The 16,763-nt window shown below is 59.2% G+C and carries 13 protein-coding genes and 2 pseudogenes; 3 read left to right on the forward strand and 12 right to left on the reverse strand.

The window, feature by feature from the left end; all coding sequences use genetic code 11:
• Position 1 precedes the first annotated feature (1 nt).
• From CKW26_RS26390 to CKW26_RS30605, 5 genes and pseudogenes are all read right to left on the reverse strand, one after another.
• Positions 2 to 1,051 (reverse strand): alpha/beta fold hydrolase, encoded by a 1,050-nt coding sequence (locus CKW26_RS26390; protein ID WP_095050739.1) that lies wholly within the window; start codon positions 1,049 to 1,051, stop codon positions 2 to 4.
• An 87-nt stretch (positions 1,052 to 1,138) separates the two neighbouring features.
• Positions 1,139 to 1,573, reverse strand: a complete 435-nt coding sequence (locus CKW26_RS26395) for a YqaA family protein (protein ID WP_095050760.1) — start codon at positions 1,571 to 1,573, stop codon at positions 1,139 to 1,141.
• A complete protein-coding gene (locus CKW26_RS26400) occupies positions 1,573 to 2,019 on the reverse strand; it encodes a DUF411 domain-containing protein (protein ID WP_095050740.1) in 447 nt (148 codons plus the stop codon). The genes CKW26_RS26395 and CKW26_RS26400 overlap by 1 nt, the downstream gene beginning before the upstream one ends.
• A gap of 237 nt (positions 2,020 to 2,256) precedes the next feature.
• A pseudogene (locus CKW26_RS30600) lies at positions 2,257 to 2,784 on the reverse strand (methyl-accepting chemotaxis protein); the annotation flags it as partial.
• A gap of 333 nt (positions 2,785 to 3,117) precedes the next feature.
• Positions 3,118 to 4,248, reverse strand: a pseudogene (locus CKW26_RS30605) (cache domain-containing protein); the annotation flags it as partial.
• Positions 4,249 to 4,631: 383 nt separating this feature from the next.
• Between CKW26_RS30605 and CKW26_RS26410 the strand changes: the two are divergent.
• Complete coding sequence (locus CKW26_RS26410) at positions 4,632 to 5,159, forward strand: hypothetical protein (protein WP_007918129.1); 528 nt, start codon at positions 4,632 to 4,634, stop codon at positions 5,157 to 5,159.
• A 70-nt stretch (positions 5,160 to 5,229) separates the two neighbouring features.
• Here the strand turns inward: CKW26_RS26410 and CKW26_RS26415 are convergent, their stop codons facing one another.
• The 6 genes from CKW26_RS26415 to CKW26_RS30120 form a co-directional block, all read right to left on the reverse strand.
• Positions 5,230 to 6,144: a GNAT family N-acetyltransferase gene (locus CKW26_RS26415; RefSeq protein ID WP_095050742.1), complete on the reverse strand. Its 915-nt coding sequence runs from the start codon at positions 6,142 to 6,144 to the stop codon at positions 5,230 to 5,232.
• Positions 6,132 to 7,433 (reverse strand): phenylacetate--CoA ligase family protein, encoded by a 1,302-nt coding sequence (locus CKW26_RS26420; RefSeq protein WP_095050743.1) that lies wholly within the window; start codon positions 7,431 to 7,433, stop codon positions 6,132 to 6,134. Before CKW26_RS26420 ends, CKW26_RS26415 begins: the two co-directional genes overlap by 13 nt.
• Positions 7,434 to 7,475: 42 nt before the next feature.
• A complete protein-coding gene (locus CKW26_RS26425) occupies positions 7,476 to 9,872 on the reverse strand; it encodes an acyl-CoA reductase (protein WP_095050744.1) in 2,397 nt (798 codons plus the stop codon).
• Between the two features lies 1 nt (position 9,873).
• A complete protein-coding gene (locus CKW26_RS26430) occupies positions 9,874 to 11,004 on the reverse strand; it encodes an acyl-protein synthase (protein ID WP_095050745.1) in 1,131 nt (376 codons plus the stop codon).
• 11 nt (positions 11,005 to 11,015) lie between these two features.
• Positions 11,016 to 12,263 (reverse strand): MdfA family multidrug efflux MFS transporter, encoded by a 1,248-nt coding sequence (locus tag CKW26_RS26435; RefSeq protein WP_095050746.1) that lies wholly within the window; start codon positions 12,261 to 12,263, stop codon positions 11,016 to 11,018.
• Positions 12,264 to 12,537: 274 nt separating this feature from the next.
• On the reverse strand, positions 12,538 to 12,678 hold the full coding sequence (locus CKW26_RS30120) for a hypothetical protein (protein ID WP_176471331.1): 141 nt from the start codon (positions 12,676 to 12,678) through the stop codon (positions 12,538 to 12,540).
• A 158-nt stretch (positions 12,679 to 12,836) separates the two neighbouring features.
• Between CKW26_RS30120 and CKW26_RS26440 the strand changes: the two genes are divergently transcribed.
• Positions 12,837 to 13,025 carry a hypothetical protein gene (locus CKW26_RS26440; RefSeq protein WP_038363103.1) on the forward strand — a complete coding sequence of 63 codons (189 nt, stop codon included), beginning with the start codon at positions 12,837 to 12,839 and terminating at the stop codon, positions 13,023 to 13,025.
• A gap of 18 nt (positions 13,026 to 13,043) precedes the next feature.
• On the opposite strand, the gene CKW26_RS26445 is transcribed toward CKW26_RS26440, so the two are convergent.
• Positions 13,044 to 13,421: a fe2+ zn2+ uptake regulation protein gene (locus CKW26_RS26445; RefSeq protein ID WP_095050747.1), complete on the reverse strand. Its 378-nt coding sequence runs from the start codon at positions 13,419 to 13,421 to the stop codon at positions 13,044 to 13,046.
• A 959-nt stretch (positions 13,422 to 14,380) separates the two neighbouring features.
• Between CKW26_RS26445 and CKW26_RS26450 the strand changes: the two genes are divergently transcribed.
• Positions 14,381 to 16,726, forward strand: a complete 2,346-nt coding sequence (locus tag CKW26_RS26450; protein ID WP_095050748.1) for an acylase — start codon at positions 14,381 to 14,383, stop codon at positions 16,724 to 16,726.
• Positions 16,727 to 16,763 lie beyond the last annotated feature (37 nt).

Below are 16,763 nucleotides of genomic sequence, written 5' to 3' on the forward strand. Positions count from 1 at the left end.
ATCAACGAACGGGATTGGTTGTATTCAGCCAGCCGAGCAAGGCCTTGTGGAACTGTGCCGGTTCTTCCATTTGTGGCGCGTGGCCCATGCCGGGAAACTCCACCAGCGTCGACTGCGGGATCAGCTTGGCCACTTGTTTGCCGAGTACGTCGTAATGGCCGATTTTCGCTTTCACCTCAGGCGGCGCGAGGTCTTTGCCGATGGCCGTGGTGTCGGAGGTGCCGATCAGCAGCAGGGTCGGCATCTTCAGGTCCTTGAACTCGTAATACACCGGCTGGGTGAAAATCATGTCGTAGATCAGCGCTGAGTTCCACGCGACCTGAGTCTTGCCCGGGCCTTTGCTCAGGCCGGCGAGCATGTCTACCCAACGGTCGAATTCCGGTTTCCAGCGGCCGTCGTAGTAAGTGGTGCGTTCGTAATCACGGATGCCTTGGGCAGTGACTTTCAGCTCACGCTGATACCACTGATCCACGGTGCGATAGGGCACGCCGAGGGCTTTCCAGTCTTCCAGGCCGATCGGGTTGACCAGCGCCAGTTGCTCGACCTGCTCGGGGAACAGCAAGGCATAACGCGTGGCGAGCATGCCGCCGGTGGAATGACCGAGCAGCGTGGCTTTTTGAATGCCCAGCGCTTTGAGCAACTGCTGAGTGTTGGTCGCCAGTTGCTGAAAGCTGTATTGATAGTTGTCGGGTTTGCTGGAGGTGCAAAAGCCGATCTGGTCCGGTGCGACCACCCGGTAACCGGCCTCGCTCAAGGCCTTGATCGAACTGTCCCAGGTGGCTGCGCAAAAGTTCTTGCCGTGCATCAGCACCACAGTGCGGCCGTTGGCCTTGCCGTGAGCGGCGACGTCCATGTAACCCATCTGCAGGGATTCGCCCTGTGACTGAAAGGCAAAGTGTTTAAGGGTGTAGGGATAATCGAAGCCTTGCAGTTCCGGGCCATAGGCCGGGCCTTCCGGCGTCGCTTCGCTTGACGTCGCAGCCTGCGCCGACAGGGGCAGGGCGGCGCAGAGGAGCAGGGAGGGAAGCCAACGGGAAAACATGACAGACATAAGGTCAAACTCCGTTTGAAATCGGCCGATGCTGGAACGAGCGGATTACGCCGACGTTAAACACAGGCAATGCCCGCGCCCGAACGTTCAACCCAGCCACCCCAGCGTCAGCAGGGCCAGCACGCCGTAACGTGCACCTTTGGCCAGGGTGACGATCAACAGAAAGCGCCCGAGTGGTTCGCGCATGACACCGGCAATCAGTGTCAGGGGGTCGCCAATGATCGGCAACCAGCTCAGCAGCAACGACCAGTGACCGTAGCGCTCATAGTGTTTGCGCGCTTTGGCCATGTGCGCGGGGCTGACCGGAAACCACCGCCGATCCTGAAAGCGCTCGATCCCGCGCCCCAGCCACCAGTTGACCAGCGAGCCGAGTACATTGCCCAGTGTCGCCACCGCCAGCAGCCCCCACAGCCAGTAACGCTCGCTGACGATCAGGCCGACCAGTAACGCCTCGGATTGCAGCGGCAACAAGGTCGCCGCGCCGAAAGCGGCGAGAAACAGGCCGCCGTACGCCGCGATGATCAATGGGCCGGGTAATCCGCCACGACCACGTCAGCCCCGTCTTTCTTCAGGCCGATAATCTGATAAGCATCACTCATGCCGTCCATTTCCATGCCCGGCGAGCCCATTGGCATGCCCGGTGCGGCGACGCCGAGCAGATCGTCACGCTTGCTCAGGGCCAGAACCTGTTCCGCGGGCACATGGCCTTCGACGAATTTGCCGTTGATGATCGCGGTGTGGCACGAGGCCAGACGCGGCGGTACGCCATGTTGCTGCTTGAAGCTGCTCATGTCGTTTTCGACGTGATCTTCGACTTTGAAGCCATTGGCTTCGAGGTGGCTGATCCATTTTTTGCAGCAGCCGCAATTGGCATCGCGATGGACTTCGATCGGAATCAGGTCGGCGGCCTGGGCCATTGCGGAGATGAACAGGGCGCTCAGGGCGAGCAGACGCAGGTGGGTTCGCATAACGGATTCTCGGCTCGGGTGACAATCGGAAAGCACGCATTTTGACCGGTTTTTGCCGCCGGGCATCAACGCAATGTTTCCAGTTGTTGCAAAACGCAGCACCAACCTGTGGGAGCGAGCCTGCTCGCGAATGCGGTAGTTCAAACACTGAAGCGGGGACTGAAAGATCGCTTTCGCGAGCAGGCTCGCTCCCACAAGGATTATCTGTTGGGCAGAGAACCCTTATGGGAGCTTCGATCAGCGCACTTTGAAACGCCCCATGATCGCGCTCACCCGGCTGTTGGCTTCAAGCAACTGGTGAGTGTTGAGTTCGCTGGCTTTGCCACTCTGCACCAGCTCATCGACCATGTGGCGGATCTGCACCATGCTGCGGTTGATTTCTTCGGTCACGGCGCTTTGCTGCTCGGCGGCGGTGGCGATCTGGGTGCTGAGGCTGTTGATGTGGCTGACCGAACCGGCCATTTCATCCAGACCGGAGTTGACCCGTGCGGTCGCGTCGGCGGCGGACTGACAACTGGCCTGGGTGTTTTCCATGGCGCTGACCGACGAGCTCACGCCCTGAGTCAGACGCGTCAACATCTCGTTGATTTCCGAGGTGCTGGCCTGGGTGCGCGCGGCGAGGGCACGCACTTCATCGGCAACCACGGCAAAACCACGGCCCTGTTCACCGGCGCGTGCCGCTTCGATGGCCGCGTTGAGCGCCAACAGGTTGGTCTGCCCGGCAATCGCGCCGATCACCCCGAGAATTTCGGTGATCCGCTGGGCGTCCTGCTGCATGTTTTCAACTTTGTGTGTGGCACTGGCCACTTCATCGATCAACGCGACCACGCTGTTGGTCGCTTCGCCCACCACCACCCGCGAACGGTCGGCGTTTTCATTGGCGCGCTGGGTAAACGCGGCGGTTTCGGCGGCGTTCTGCGCAACGCTTTCTGCCGTCGAACTCATTTCGGTGATGGCGGTAACGGTCTGATCGGTTTCCGAAGCATGACGCAACAGAATCTGGCTGGTGTGTGCCGAGGTGCGTTGCAGGTTGTCGAGGCTGGAGGCCATGGCGCCGGTAGCCTGGGTGACTTCACCGATCATGTTTTGCAGGTAGGCAATAAAGGTGTTCACCGAGTGACCGATGGCGCCAAGTTCATCTTCGGCGCGAATGGTGATGCGCCGGGTCAGGTCAGCATCGCCGCTGGACAGCAAATCGATATTGGCTTTCAAGGCTTTCATGCGTTGCACCAACTGACGAATCGCGTAGACCTGCAACAGCACCAGCAGGATCACCAGTGGAATCTGCAACAGGCTCAAGGTGCTGAGGACGTCATCACGCTGGGCGGTGAGCATTTTCGTCGGCAGCGCCGTGGCGAGGAACCACGGCGTGCCTTCAATCGGCCGCATGAAGAACGTGCTGGCTTCGCCGTTGTTATCGAACTCGATGCGCTGCGCCTGATCGCGGCTTTGCAGCCCGGCTTTGACTTGGCTGGCGAAAGTCGACGTGCCGGCCAGTTCGCTGATGTTCTTCAGCACGATCGGGCCACTGATGCGCGAGCTGTTACTGATGATCTTGCCGTCGGCTTCAACGATCAGCATCTCGGCGTTGAGGTCTTTTTCCTTGCGCGCCACCAGATCGTTGAAGAAGCCGAGGGTGACGTCAATCGTCGACACGCCCCACGCGTTGCCGTTTTTCTGGATGGCCATGGCGCAGTTGGTGCGCGGCTCGGCGCTGGCGTCGTCTTTATACGCCGCCGCCCAGGCGCATTGACCGCGTGGTGTGGCCATGCCGCCTTTGTACCAGCTCTGGTCGTAATAGTTGGGCGCCGCGTCGCTGTTCCAGAACGTGTTGACGGCGAGTTTGCCCGAGGCATCGCGGTGCCAGAACGTACTGAATTTGTTGCGCCCGGCTTCACGTTGCCCCGGCAGAGGCCAGATCCCGCCGCCGAATACTTTGAGCTCGCCGTATTGATCGACCAGACCTGGCAGCACCGCGTCGATGGCGGTGCTGTCGAGCAGCGGGATGGTCTGGGTGATGCTGCGCTGTTGCGCCTGCACTTTGTTCAACTCGCCCTGAATCTGCTCGGCGACTTCGGCGATGCGGTTGAGTACCACCTGTTCTTCGGTGTGACGCAACTTGGGGGCGACCAGTTGGCTGATGCCGACCACGGTCAACACCGACAACAGCAGGATGAACAGAACCAGAAACAGCGTGTAGCGAGCCTGAATAGTGCGGAATGCGGGCATGGAGACCGGTCCTTGAGCAGCGTTTCTTATTAGGGGGCGGGGATAGAACAGTGCGGGTATCTACAGCGTATCGTCGTGGTGCCTGGAAGCTTTAGGTACTCGCGTCCTAAAAAATGCGCGTGCCGATGACTGGTCAGTACCATGGCTGATACATAGCGGCTGATCAGTGCCTATTAGCGCTCGAAAAAGCAAATTTCATTGCATTGCCATGACAGCTTCGGGGCAGTCGTTACGGGCTAATTGGCTTTTGTATCGAGAATGTACAAGAATTGTAAAAATGTGCAGAAATAGGTTGGTGCCATCAATTCGCCCGCCGATACTCGCGTCCATTATTGCCGTTCAATACGGATACTTTTTATGTTCATTTCACAGGGAGTCTTTTCATGACGATCGGTATTGTCGGCGGCTGGGAGAGCAAGGCAGGCGTTATGGTTCGTAACACCGGCGCGAAAAAACAAGTGGCCCAGAGCATCAAAGTGCAGCAGATGCTGACCAAGGTCGGTACCAATCCCACCGCGCTGAATACCGCTGAAATGGACAAGCAGGGCATGCGCAAGGCCATCAAGGGCTTTGATCCTGCGAATGTTTCGGTAAAGCAATTGGGAAATCTGAGCGAGATGCTGCGCAGCCGCGGCCTGATCTCCGAGATCACGTCGTTTACCTTGAAGAACGCCGGTGACAAGTTCGACCGTTTTGGCGTGACCAAAGATATCGATGCCAAATTCAACGCCCTGGAGTATTTCGCGACCCAGCTCGACGCCATTCAGAATAATGGCCTCAATGGCAACGCTTACGGCCAGAGTCTGATTCCCGAGTTCAAGAAAGCGATCTATGTCCTGCAGAACCTCAAGACCTACGGTGAAGGCAACGCCGCGAAACCGGTCGATGAAGGTGTCAAAGCCAAAGCTTGAGGCTGACCGTTTAGCCCGCTCAACGCTTGAACGGGCTGGTTGATGTGCAAAAACCCGGCAACGCCTCGCTTCAGCGTGCTGCGACGCGTTGTTGAGCCTGATCATGCAGTCGTTGCAGGTGTGGGCAGCGCAGCTCCAGCGATCGCGCGCGATAGCCTCGATGAAACAAAGCCAACCATCCAGCGCCCCGTTCATTCGGGGCAATCCCGGTGAAGACGAAGCCCATTGCCGACAGGCTATCCACGGCATTGGCGAAGCCTGTTGCCAGCCTTAGCCTGATCGAGATCATCCAGTGTTCGGGCAGTCGTCGTAGCTGTTGAAGCAAGCCGGCGTCGAGTTTTTTCAGCACCACGTCATAACGTCCTGAGCATTGTTCAACCTGCATCGGCTCTCCCACCCAACGCGCTTCTTTGTCGTGTGTTCCGTATACGCCGCACAAATGCGCCATGAAATCGTGACAGCTTTGCGGCCAGGACAATGCCGGGAGCGGGCGGCGATAGCCTTCCACAGGGGTGTAGCCGATGACGATGGACTCCGGCAGTGGCTCGCCAAACGGTGAGGGTACGTAGTCAAGCAACAACCCGGTGCTGCAAAAACCGAGTCGGTCAGCCATGCGTTGGGTGTAGAGATGCTGCGTCACCTGTTTGATGGTCACGCCGTGGCAACCAAGTGCCTGGGCATGGATCAACAGCCGCATGCCCAACTGCGTCGCGATGTTCTGCCCGCGTGTTGACGGATGGACCACGCTCAACGCCAGTTCCGCCGTAGGCGATCCCGCGTTTCTGCACAACGTGGCGTGGCCGAGGATTTTTTTCCCGGATTCCGCCACCAGCGAATGCCAGCGACCCTCGCCATGGTTCTGATTGATCATCAACGGCAAATACACGTGCGGCTGCACGTAGTGGTCACCATAGATTTCCCGAAACAGATGGCTGATCGCCCTGGCGTCGGATCGGCGATAACTGCGCAGCGTCAAGTTGTCCATGGACGTTGCTCCGGTCCGGGCGTGGCGTAGACACGCAGATCGACGACGCGTTGGCGCTTGCCGGAACGCGGATGGCGAGCGAGTTCATCGGGTGTGCAATGGGTAATCTGCAACTCGATCAAGCGCTCAGCGCAGAGTTGCATGATCAGCGGGTATTGCTCGATCAGTGCACGCTGCAAGGTCGTGTTGGCGTCAGCGGTCTCGGCCGTCAGCGTGTCGGGTAGCCATTTCAGGCATACGATATCGACGTTGGCCGATTGGCTGATGACCAGTTGCCAGTCGTCGCTGGCGGTGATGCGTGCGACGATTGCGGCAATGTCTTCGATCAACAGAGTCAGGCTGCTCACGCGCACCCGCTGACTGCTGGCGCTGCGGCCCTTCAAGGCGAACTTGCGCATCGACGCGGTAGCCGGCTCTCGCCAGCAAGCGAGATCACCCACGGGGTAGCGGATCAGCGGCATCAGTCGGCGGGTGAGGTTGGTGATCAGCAGTCGCCCGGTTCGGTCGCATTCTTCGATCACTTCACCGGTGTGTTCATCGACGATTTCCAGCACGCTGTGGCTGGCCAGCATCCGATGCTCGCCGAGTGCGCAATCGCGGCTTGCGGCACCGATGAAACCGGCGTCGACACTGGCGTAACCGATAGAGGCAATCCGCGCGTTGGGAAACACCCGGTGCAACGCCTGCAATTGTCCGGTGAACAGGCTTTCTCCGCCGTAAAGGATTGTCTCGACTTCGCCCAGGGTTCGCGCCTGACGCTCCAGCACGCCGGCGAATGTCAGCAATTGTGCGGGTACGCCGGCCAGCACATTGATCCGGTGTTGGCGGATCGAGTCGGCCAGCACCGCAGGGTCGACGTCGCCGGTAAACGGGTATTCGGTAACACCCGCCGGTTCGTGCGCCAGGGCGTCGTGGATAAAAATGAAACTGGCGTACAGGTCGCCGACGAAAAACAGGTTCGCCACCCGGTCGCCGGGATTGAGTTGACCGGCGAGATGGCTGCCGAAGTCCCGCACAAGTGTCTGCCATTCTTCGCGGGTAAATACTGAAAGTTTACCGGCGCTGGTTGTTCCACCGGTCTTGAATACCAGGGCGCGTTCGACCGTTGAGGTCAGTACCGGCCATTGTTCCAGGTTTTCGCTACTTGCCCAGTATTGTTGTGGATCAATTACCGGAAGTTCATCCAGGGTGTTTGTCTGCGGCGCAACGTTTTGCAAATGTCTGGCGTAATACGCTGAATGTTCGCGGGCAAAAGCGAACAACTTGCCAAGTTCTGTTGTTGTATTCATGGTGCTCTCGTTAATTATTTTGGCCATGGCTGACGATCGCTGTTAACGGCGCGAATCGATTACTGGCGGTATCTTTCCGCTGTGTTTGTTTCTGTCGAAATGTTGCGGCTCGCAGGTTTGCGCCTGCACGGTGAGAAGCCCGGTGCGCACGAGTGTCGCCAGCGTCGCGTAGCCCTCGAGTCGGCAGAGAATGTCTGCGGGTTCGCCAGGGCTGTGAATCAGCAGGCGCTCGAGGCCATCGGGGGCGTGATCGAGGTGTAACTGAAACGGCGCCTGCAAGTGCCGGGCGAGTTCGTTCAGACAGATGAAATCGCTGCCGATGCGCAGCAGCCGGCCGTGTCGTTGCAGCAATTCGAAACGCGGCGAATTCAGCCCGCACGGGCAGTCGCCGGGCAGCCAGCGGCCGGTGTCGCCGACTTCATAGCGCTGCACCTGTTGGCCTTCACGTGCTTTGGAGGTGAACAGCAAACGGCCGACTTCATCGCCAATGACCGGCTTGTCCTGCTCCAGTGCGACGATTTCCAGCTGCTGGATAGCGTCCATCAGATGAAACACGCCGTCGCCGGTGGCGGCGCAGGCATGCCCGAATGGCCCCGCATCGACACTGCCGTACACCGCCGAACGGATGCTGGCGACGCCGCAGCGATGCAGTAATTCGCGGCACTGATCGCTGATGTGCTCTCCGCCGAGGAAAACCTTTTCAATCACCCCATAACGACACAGACGCGGCCCCTCGTTGAGGAACAATCGATGCAGGGTGCTGGGCATGCCGATCAGCACGGTCACGCGCTGCTCGATGATCACTTGCGCAATATCGCGGTAATCATCGTCGGCCGGCGCGCCCATGGGCAGGTGCGTCGCACCCAGCAATTCCAGGACTTTGGCAAAACTGAAGAAGCCGCCGTACAAGCCGCCACTGAAGAACAGGTTCATCACCTTGTCGCGGCGCGGATCAAGGCCCGCCGCGAACAATCCATCGGCCGTCGCGCGCATTTGCCGTTGAAAATCGCGGTAACTGAAGCCCGACAGCGCCGGTGTGCCGCTGCTGCCGCCGGAGCGGAAAAACAGCTGCGCCGCCGCTGTCGTCGGTTGCCCGATAAACGCTGCTTTGTCGGTGATCGGCAGACCTGTCAGTGTGAGTGCGCAAGGTGGCTGGTCGAGGTTCATATGGGTGGGCAACTGCGTTGGCGCGAGGCTGACCGACACGCGGCGGCTCAGGCGTTGCAGTGCGTAAACGCCGTCGTGGGGCTCGCCGTCGTAGCCGTCATGGATCGCATTGATCGGCGTAATTCGGCTGACGCCCGCTGCAATCAATGTGCGTGCGAGTTCATTGATCTGCGCCTCACCGCAGACCAGCGCGCAACTCTGTAACACGTTGCGCCAAGGCAGCAGCGTTTGCGTCAGTCGCGCCCGTGGCAGTGGTTTGAGCAGCAATGTGCGAAACAGCGGCGAAGGCGCAAGCAACCGATCATGGCTCCAGATCAGCCGCCAGCCCGTCGCGCTCCAGACCTGCCCGGTGCTGCCGGAAAAGCTTTGGCCCAGACGCGCCATCAGGGTATGGCTGGTGATCTCGCTGGCTTCCTGAACCGTCGGAGTCAGCGCCGGCCATTGCCCGACGCGACGCTCGAATGCCTCGGACAGTGCGCTGCCGATGCCTTGCACAACGGCGGGATCGTCGCTGTCGACCAGCAACCATTGCGGGCTGGAGCAAGCTTGTTGGTCCAGTCGGCAGACTTCATCGACAATTGCGTCCAGTGCTGGCGGCGAGGCCGCGTCTGGCGTCAGGTAGGCGAAACTGATGCGGTGCCCCCAGTCGATCCAGCGGCATCCGGGTGGCAACTGTTGGCGGATGGCTTGCAGCGCGGTTTCGCCTCCCCACGCCGATACGCCATTGGCCATTTTGCACAAGCGGCCGATCTGCTCCGTGGCTACGGGTAACACCGCGACGTAATGGCATAGTTGACCGCTGGGGTCGCATTGCACCAATGCGTGCAGCAGGCGCGCGGTCAGGCCTTGGTCGCTGCGGCTGGGGCGTAGCCAGTTGAGGTTACCGGCCAACAGGCTTTCGAGCATGGCGCAGCAGGCCAGCAGCGGCGCGTTGGCCGGGGTGATGTGAACCACCAGGCCCAAGGGGCTCCAGCGCTCAAAGCGCGATTGCTGATAATCAACACGCCGCAGTGAATCGGCCTGATCACCCAGTTCGCGTTCAAGTTTGGTTTGCAGGGCGTGAGGCTGACAGAAATCAATCAGCGCCAGGCGTTGTTCGTCATCCAGCGGCAGTTCGGCGCTGTGCAGATGCCGCGCAAAGTTGCCCGCGGCGGTCAGAACGACGGCGCTATCCAGCGGTGTGCTGAGGTGGTGCGGCAAGGTCTGATGCAGTTGCGCCAGTGCGTTGTCGAGGTCAATTTCAGCGAAAAGCTCTCCGTTGAGCAGGTACATGTCAGTGCCTCCCCAATAATTCGGAGGCGGCCATCGCGCAACTCCTGCCGGCGGTGGTGCCCGCACGGCCATGCAGTTCGAACCAGTCGCTGGCGAGGCCACAGCCGCAACTTGAGCCCGGGTGCAGCGTCGCCAGATCGCTCATCACCACCGCATGCGCCGGGCTGGACGAAATGTAGGGCGAGACGAATCCCAGCAAGCCTTGCTGGCCGTAGGGCTGGATGGAAAAATCCTGCGCATTGCGCACGTACGCCTTGGCGTAAACCGGCACATGAAAATGATGCCGGTCACATTCGATGTACGGCACGGCGTGCTCGACTGCACCGTAACCGTCGCGGCACCGCGAGGTTTCGATGCCCAGTTGCCGGGCGATGCGTCCATACAATTGCTGTTTGGGGATTTCCTCGCTGGCTCGGGTTTTCCAGCCACCGCCAAAAAATGCCAGCGAACCTGCCGGCAGTTTCAGCTCAGGCACGCCGGTGGCCTGCATGTGTTGCAGGGTCTGCCAAAGGAACGCCGGGAAACCGAAAATGCGCACGGGCAGGCCTTCTGCGGCGAACGATTGCAGGGCCGTGATGACGCCGAACACATCGAATTGATGGCCGTCGCCGTTACTGCGTAACGCGTAGGCGACGCGGTTGACGGGAGCAAAGCGGCACAGGAACTGATCGGTATACGACGTTCCCAAGGTGATCGCACCTTGCGGTTCGTAGCTCAGCAGCAGGTAATTGCAAGGCGTATCTGGTGAGTACCAGCCGTAATGACTGAAGATCCGCTCGACCATGAACTGAGCGCCCGCGAGGCTGCGCGGGTCATAGCGCATACGGCTTTTCTGGCCGCTGGTGCCGGACGATGTCAGTTCCAGGGCGCGCTCTCCGGTCGGACTGAGCAGCAATTGCTGTTTGAAGAAGTTCGCCAGAATCGGCGGCAGACGGGCCCAGTCATCTAGACTGTCCAGGTCCTGTTCGTCGAGGCCGTTGGCGTTCAGCCAATGGGCGTAGCCGGGGGTGTGCCGGCAATGAAACCGACTGATCTCGGTCATGGCCTGATCGAACAGGCCTACCGGCACGGAATCCGGGCAATAGGGGTGTGGCAACGCGCAAAGCGCATCGCTGGCGGGGAAGTGATGCATTCAATATTCCTTTACTGAGCAGAGGCGGAGTCGGGAGGGGTGCGTTGCAACAAACCCTGCAACAGAGGGAGACACATTAAGCCGCTGAAAGCGGCGCAAAGCGCGAAAAGCTCGAGCCTTGCGCCACCGCCGATGGCAGCAATCAGCAAGCCGCCGAGGCCCATCACGGCAATCGAAATCATCCCGACCAGTGCCGATACCAGACCTTTGCTGTCATCACTGGCAAACAGCGCCAACCGATACAGCGCGGCATTGCTCATACCCAATCCGACTGCGTACAACGCCAGACTGGCGACCACCGGACCGAGTCCGGCGCCAGCCAGTGCGCAGACGATCAGGGCCAGAAGCCCCAGGCAAAAAGGCCAGAGCGCCAAGCGGATCAGTTGCGGCAAGGCGTGAGTGATCAGCAACCGGTCAAGGATCAGATTGCCGACAATCACCGCAGAGAAAATCGGGATTTGCCAGACGCCATATTCAAGCGGCGTCAGCCCGAGCAACTCGATCAGCAGCAATGGCGCCAGGCCGATCCAGGCGATCAGCGGCAGGCTCATCAGCCCCAGCGCCAAACTGGCGGCGAGGAATCGGCGATTGCCGAACAGGGCGCGATAACGCTTGCAAGTCTGGCGCAAGGAGAAACGCACGGCCGGTTGCTTGTGTCCGTCTCGACGGGCGACGCCGACGGTTTCCGGCATCCAGGCAAAAAGCCCCAGCCAGACCATCGACGCGGCCAGACCCAGCCCCAGAAACAATTCGCGCCAAGACAACCATTGCAGCAGCAGAATGCCCAGTAGCGGCCCCATCAAGGGTGAAAGCAGGGCGATATTGCCGAGCAGAGCCATCAAACGCACCGCATCCGCTTCACAGAACACTTCCTGAAGGGCCGGATAACTGACCGCCACAACGAAACCCAGGCCCATGCCCTGCAGCAGTCGCAGTAGATTGAAGGCTTCAATGCTTTCGGTGCTGTAGGCCCCCGCGCAGGCGACCGCAAATAACGCGCAGCCGATCAACAATACCCGCCTTCGCCCCCATTGATCGGACAGCGGCCCAATCAGCCATTGCAGGCAGACACCGCCAAGCAGATAAAGATTGAAAGCGTTCGGTACATGCCGCACATCGGCATCAAGTTCGGTGGTAACGCTTAACATCGCAGGCATGATCAAGTCGCTGGCCATATACGTCAGAAGTTCAAACGCGCTGATCACCAAACAAAATCCGAGCGCTTTTTGCGGCCGGATCTGTATAAGAGTTCTCTGCATAAACGTTCCTGTTAGTGAGTGAAAGGAAGTTGCCAGAGATTAGTTGCAGATGTGCGTCCAGCCTATTGTTTTGCTGCGACATTAGATTTCAAATGCTTGCAACTTATTTAGTGATTTGATTTAGCGCAGCGCACAAGTTAGAGCGATTTATAGAAGCATTTGGCAAAAACAGAAAAGCCCGCAACGAGGCGGGCTTTGTTTGAAGTTAATCGGACTTGTTGATTTCCTGTCACGGTCTGTTCATTGGCAAACGGGCAGGGCGAACAATCCTGTTCTAGCGATGTTGGTAATAACCAGGGCCACCCTGGTAGTAACGGTGGTGATCGTCATGCCAGCCGCCGTGGGGGAAGATGATGCAGCCACTCAGGGTCAGCAGGGCAAGAATGGGAATCAGCCAGGTGATTCGACGCAGCATTTTGAAAATTCCTCATGGTTACGCCGTCATGAAGCCAAAACTCTTCATCGGCTGTAACATGAGACCCCGATTGCAGCGGCGCATCCCCGTAGAACGGTAAGTGCATGGCATGCAAACGGATACAAACCGGATACATTTCAAAGTTTCAGGAAGCCGCAATGACCCACAAGCAACGCTTGATTTATTCGATTCTGATCGCCGTGTCGGTCCTGGCCATCATGCTCGGCCTGTCCTGGCTGCAAAATGCCGGCATGATTTCGGAGAAGACGTTTCAGTTCGTCGCCATCGGCGTGGCGGTGATCGTGGTGGTGATCAACGGCGTGATGCGCCGCAAGGTCAAGCCTTGACGGCGATGGCTGCACGCTTCAATCGTGGTTGAGGACAGCTGCGGCCTGTGGATGCAGGCTGTAGCTCTTATCTTCATTGAAGGTGATCACGCCTTCGGCGCACAGGCGCTTGAGCACCTCACGCACACTGAGGAAGGACAGCGGAATATCCAGGTCCAGCAATTGGCTGTGGACACCGCGCACGCCGAGGCGCCGCTCGCTTTGTGCGGCGACCAGCAAGGCGTCGATGACTTTCAGACGAATCAGGCTGGTGCGCAGCCCGAAACTTTTCAGCAGCAAGCGGATGCGTTCGTTACCGTGACGCTCGACGCGTTGCCCGAAATCGCTCGCGTGAGGGCTCATGGAAACTCCTTTGGGTGCCTGGCTACCGTCCGTTGGTAGTTGCGAGTTGTACATGCGATTACTCCTTTTCAGAGTCTGATCGGGGTGGTTTTTTTGCGCTCTCTAGAACAAGACGTATCAGCACGACAAATCATGAAAGAAAAAATGTAGAAATTTTGTCGGGGATTTGTCTTTTCCTTGTGATTGCGGGTTGGCCTTGGCGGCCTTTGGGCCGACCAGGTTCTTTGGGTTTTGGGTGTATATCCGTTTTTTTGGGTGTTGCGGCTGGCGGTTTCGCTCTTACAGCGACTCACTTTTCCAGACGCCGAAAAGTAAGCAAAAGGCTGGGCCCCGGCGTTCGGCCCACTCGCTGGGGCTCGGGGTTCCTTCGCTTCGGGATCGATCCGGGCGCAGCGCCTACGGTTTGCTTCGCTGCACCTCCTCTCGCTGTGTTTGGCTTCGCCAAACGGTCGCTGCGCTCCCACCCCCGGATCAATCCCTCCACTCAGCCTGCCGAAGGGGCCAGCACGGCAAGATCAAGAGCTGCAGCCGAGCTAACGCTCATCCTGTGGAGTGGTGAGGGGCGGGGTGTGGTTGGGTTTGGTCACCTCAGATCAGTTCCTTCTCCCTCCGCGAGAGGGCTAGGGTGAGGGGCTTTTGATCTGCTTCTGAATTTCAGTCCAGCTCGGTATTTCAAGTCTGCGTAACTCTCGCAATCACCTCGGACAGTTCCCTCTCCCTCCGGGAGAGGGCTAGGGTGAGGGGCTTTTGATCTGCTTCTGGATTTGAGTTCGGCTCGGCATTTCACGTGGGCGTAACTCTGGCAATCACCTCGGTCAGTTCCCTCTCCCTCCGGGGAGAGGGCTAGGGTGAGGGGCTTTTGATTCTGCTTCGGGGATTACGTGGAGAGCCTAAATTTTTTCCTCTGACTTCGTTTCTTGGACAGGCTCATTGCGCGTGGACGCGTGGGTGTTTCCAGAGCGGATCCGTGCCAGCGCCGGGTTCGCTCTTTGGCATGTCGATCAGGAGCGAGCGTGATAATTTCCAGACAGTTAATGGGACTGACCTTGGCCAGCGTGGCTTTCGGGCTGAGTTGTTCGGCCTATGCGTTCAGCCCGGCCACGGATGTCAGCGCCGATATTCGCCGTACCGCTTTTGGTGTGCCGCATATTCGTGCGCAGGACGAGCGAGGGCTTGGTTTCGGCATCGGGTATGCCTATGCGCAGGACAACCTCTGTCTGCTGGCCAATGAGATCGTGACGGTCAATGGTCAGCGTTCACGCTACTTCGGCCCGGACCAGTTCACCGTCGAGCAGCGTGAAAACCGTGTCAGCGATGTGTTCTTTACCTGGCTCAACACACCGGAAGCGGTCAAGGCGTTCTGGCAGGCGCAACCTGCGCAGGTGCGTGATCTGGTCGAAGGCTATGCTGCGGGCTACAACCGCTATCTGGGCGAGCGTCGTCAGCAAGGCTTGCCGCCACAGTGTCAGGGCGAGTGGGTGCGTGAGATTGCACCGCAAGATCTGGTGAAGCTGACCCGCCGTCTGCTGGTCGAGGGTGGTGTCGGGCAGTTCGCCGAGGCGCTGGCTGGGGCTACGCCGCCGCAGGCGAGCGCGGTGATCGAACACGATGTGCAGGCCTATCAGTTGGCCGATGCGCGTCAGCAGCGCTTCGCTCTGGACCGTGGCAGTAACGCTGTCGCGGTGGGTAGCGAGCGCTCGTTCAACGGGCGCGGGATGTTGCTCGCCAACCCGCATTTCCCGTGGGTCGGTGGCATGCGCTTCTATCAAATGCATCTGACCATTCCCGGCAAACTCGACGTCATGGGCGCTGCCTTGCCAGGCTTGCCGATGATCAATATCGGCTTCAATCAGCATCTGGCGTGGACGCACACGGTCGATTCGTCGAAACACTTCACCTTGTATCGTCTGCAACTCGATCCAAAGGATTCCACACGCTATATGCTCGATGGCCAATCCTTGCCGCTGAACAAGCAGACCGTGACCGTGCAGGTCAAACAGGCCGACGGCCAGGTGGTGCCGGTTTCGCGTGATGTCTACAGCTCGCAGTTTGGCCCGATCGTGCAGTGGCCGGGCAAGCTCGACTGGGACAATCAGTTCGCCTACAGCCTGCGCGATGCCAATATCGACAATGATCGCGTGCTGAACCAGTGGTACGCGATGAATCAGGCGTCCACGCTTCAGGAACTGCAGAATTCGGTACACAAGATTCAGGGCATTCCGTGGGTCAACACCCTGGCCGTGGATGACAAAGGCCAGACGCTGTACATGAACCTGTCGGTGGTGCCGAACGTCAACGCCGAGAAACTGGCCAAGTGCAGTGATCCGCGTATCGGCACGCAGATGATCGTGCTGGATGGCTCCAACAGCGCGTGCGCATGGGACATTGATCCGCAAGCGGCGCAGCAGGGTATTTATGCTTCCAGCCAATTGCCGCAACTGCTGCGCAAGGACTTCGTTCAGCACTCCAACGACTCGGCGTGGCTGGCCAACCCGGCGCAACCGCTGACCGGTTTCTCGCCGCTGATCAGTCAGGATAGCCAACCATTGGGCTTGCGCTCCCGGTTTGCTCTGGATCGCTTAAGCACGCTGAGTAAAAAAGGCCCGCTGGCGGTGAAGGATCTGCAGCAGATGGTGATGGACGATCAGGTGTACCTGGCGACTCAGGTGGTGCCGGATCTGTTGAAGTTCTGTGCTTCTGACCTCGGTGTCGATGCGCCAGCGCTGAAGCCGGTTTGCACCAGCCTTAAAGCTTGGGATGGCCGTGCCAATCTTGATTCGGGTATGGGCCTGATGCATTTCCACAACATCATGCAGGCCTTGCAGGCTTCGCCGGATGTCTGGCGTGTCGCGTTCGATCCCAAAGATGCGCAACACACGCCGCGCGGTCTGGCGGTCGAGCAGCCAACCGTGGCCAAGGCACTGCGTGAGGCCATGTTGGCATCGGTCGAGTCGAGCACAAAAATGGGCCTCAAGCCGCAGACCCGCTGGGGGGATATCCAGGTTGTCAGCAGCGGCGGGCAACAGACGCCAATTCACGGTGGGCCGGGCACGTTGGGCATCTACAACGCTATCCAGAGTGTGCCGCGTGAAGACGGCAAACTCGAAGTGGTCAGCGGCACCAGCTACCTGCAAGTCGTGACCTTCGACGAAAAGGGCCCGCACGCCAAGGGGCTGCTGGCGTTCTCGCTGTCGAGCGATCCGGCGTCGAAGTATTCGCGGGATCAGACCGAGGCGTTCTCGAAGAAACAGTGGAGTGTCCTGCCGTTCACCGAACAGCAGATTCAGGCTGACCCGCAGTATCAGGTGCAGACTGTGCGCCAGACACTGGACAAAGTGGGGAAGGTCGCCACTCAGTAAACCCGAGCGTCAATTACGTTGAGCCAGAGGGCCGCAT

Origin of the sequence: Pseudomonas sp. Irchel s3h9, assembly GCF_900187475.1 — a bacterium.
GTDB classification, from domain to species: Bacteria; Pseudomonadota; Gammaproteobacteria; order Pseudomonadales; family Pseudomonadaceae; genus Aquipseudomonas; species Aquipseudomonas neuropathica.

Excerpts from the sequence above, each read along its gene's own strand:
- CKW26_RS26425 (WP_095050744.1), bottom strand. The coding sequence starts at position 9,872 with ATGTACCTGCTCAACGGAGAGCTTTTCGCTGAAATTGACCTCGACAAC.
- CKW26_RS26430 (WP_095050745.1), bottom strand. The coding sequence starts at position 11,004 with ATGCATCACTTCCCCGCCAGCGATGCGCTTTGCGCGTTGCCACACCCC.
- CKW26_RS26420 (WP_095050743.1), bottom strand. The coding sequence starts at position 7,433 with ATGAATACAACAACAGAACTTGGCAAGTTGTTCGCTTTTGCCCGCGAA.
- CKW26_RS26400 (WP_095050740.1), bottom strand. The coding sequence starts at position 2,019 with ATGCGAACCCACCTGCGTCTGCTCGCCCTGAGCGCCCTGTTCATCTCC.
- CKW26_RS26440 (WP_038363103.1), top strand. The coding sequence starts at position 12,837 with ATGACCCACAAGCAACGCTTGATTTATTCGATTCTGATCGCCGTGTCG.
- CKW26_RS26445 (WP_095050747.1), bottom strand. The coding sequence starts at position 13,421 with ATGTACAACTCGCAACTACCAACGGACGGTAGCCAGGCACCCAAAGGA.
- CKW26_RS26390 (WP_095050739.1), bottom strand. The coding sequence starts at position 1,051 with ATGTCTGTCATGTTTTCCCGTTGGCTTCCCTCCCTGCTCCTCTGCGCC.
- CKW26_RS26415 (WP_095050742.1), bottom strand. The coding sequence starts at position 6,144 with ATGGACAACTTGACGCTGCGCAGTTATCGCCGATCCGACGCCAGGGCG.
- CKW26_RS26435 (WP_095050746.1), bottom strand. The coding sequence starts at position 12,263 with ATGCAGAGAACTCTTATACAGATCCGGCCGCAAAAAGCGCTCGGATTT.
- CKW26_RS30120 (WP_176471331.1), bottom strand. The coding sequence starts at position 12,678 with ATGCTGCGTCGAATCACCTGGCTGATTCCCATTCTTGCCCTGCTGACC.
- CKW26_RS26410 (WP_007918129.1), top strand. The coding sequence starts at position 4,632 with ATGACGATCGGTATTGTCGGCGGCTGGGAGAGCAAGGCAGGCGTTATG.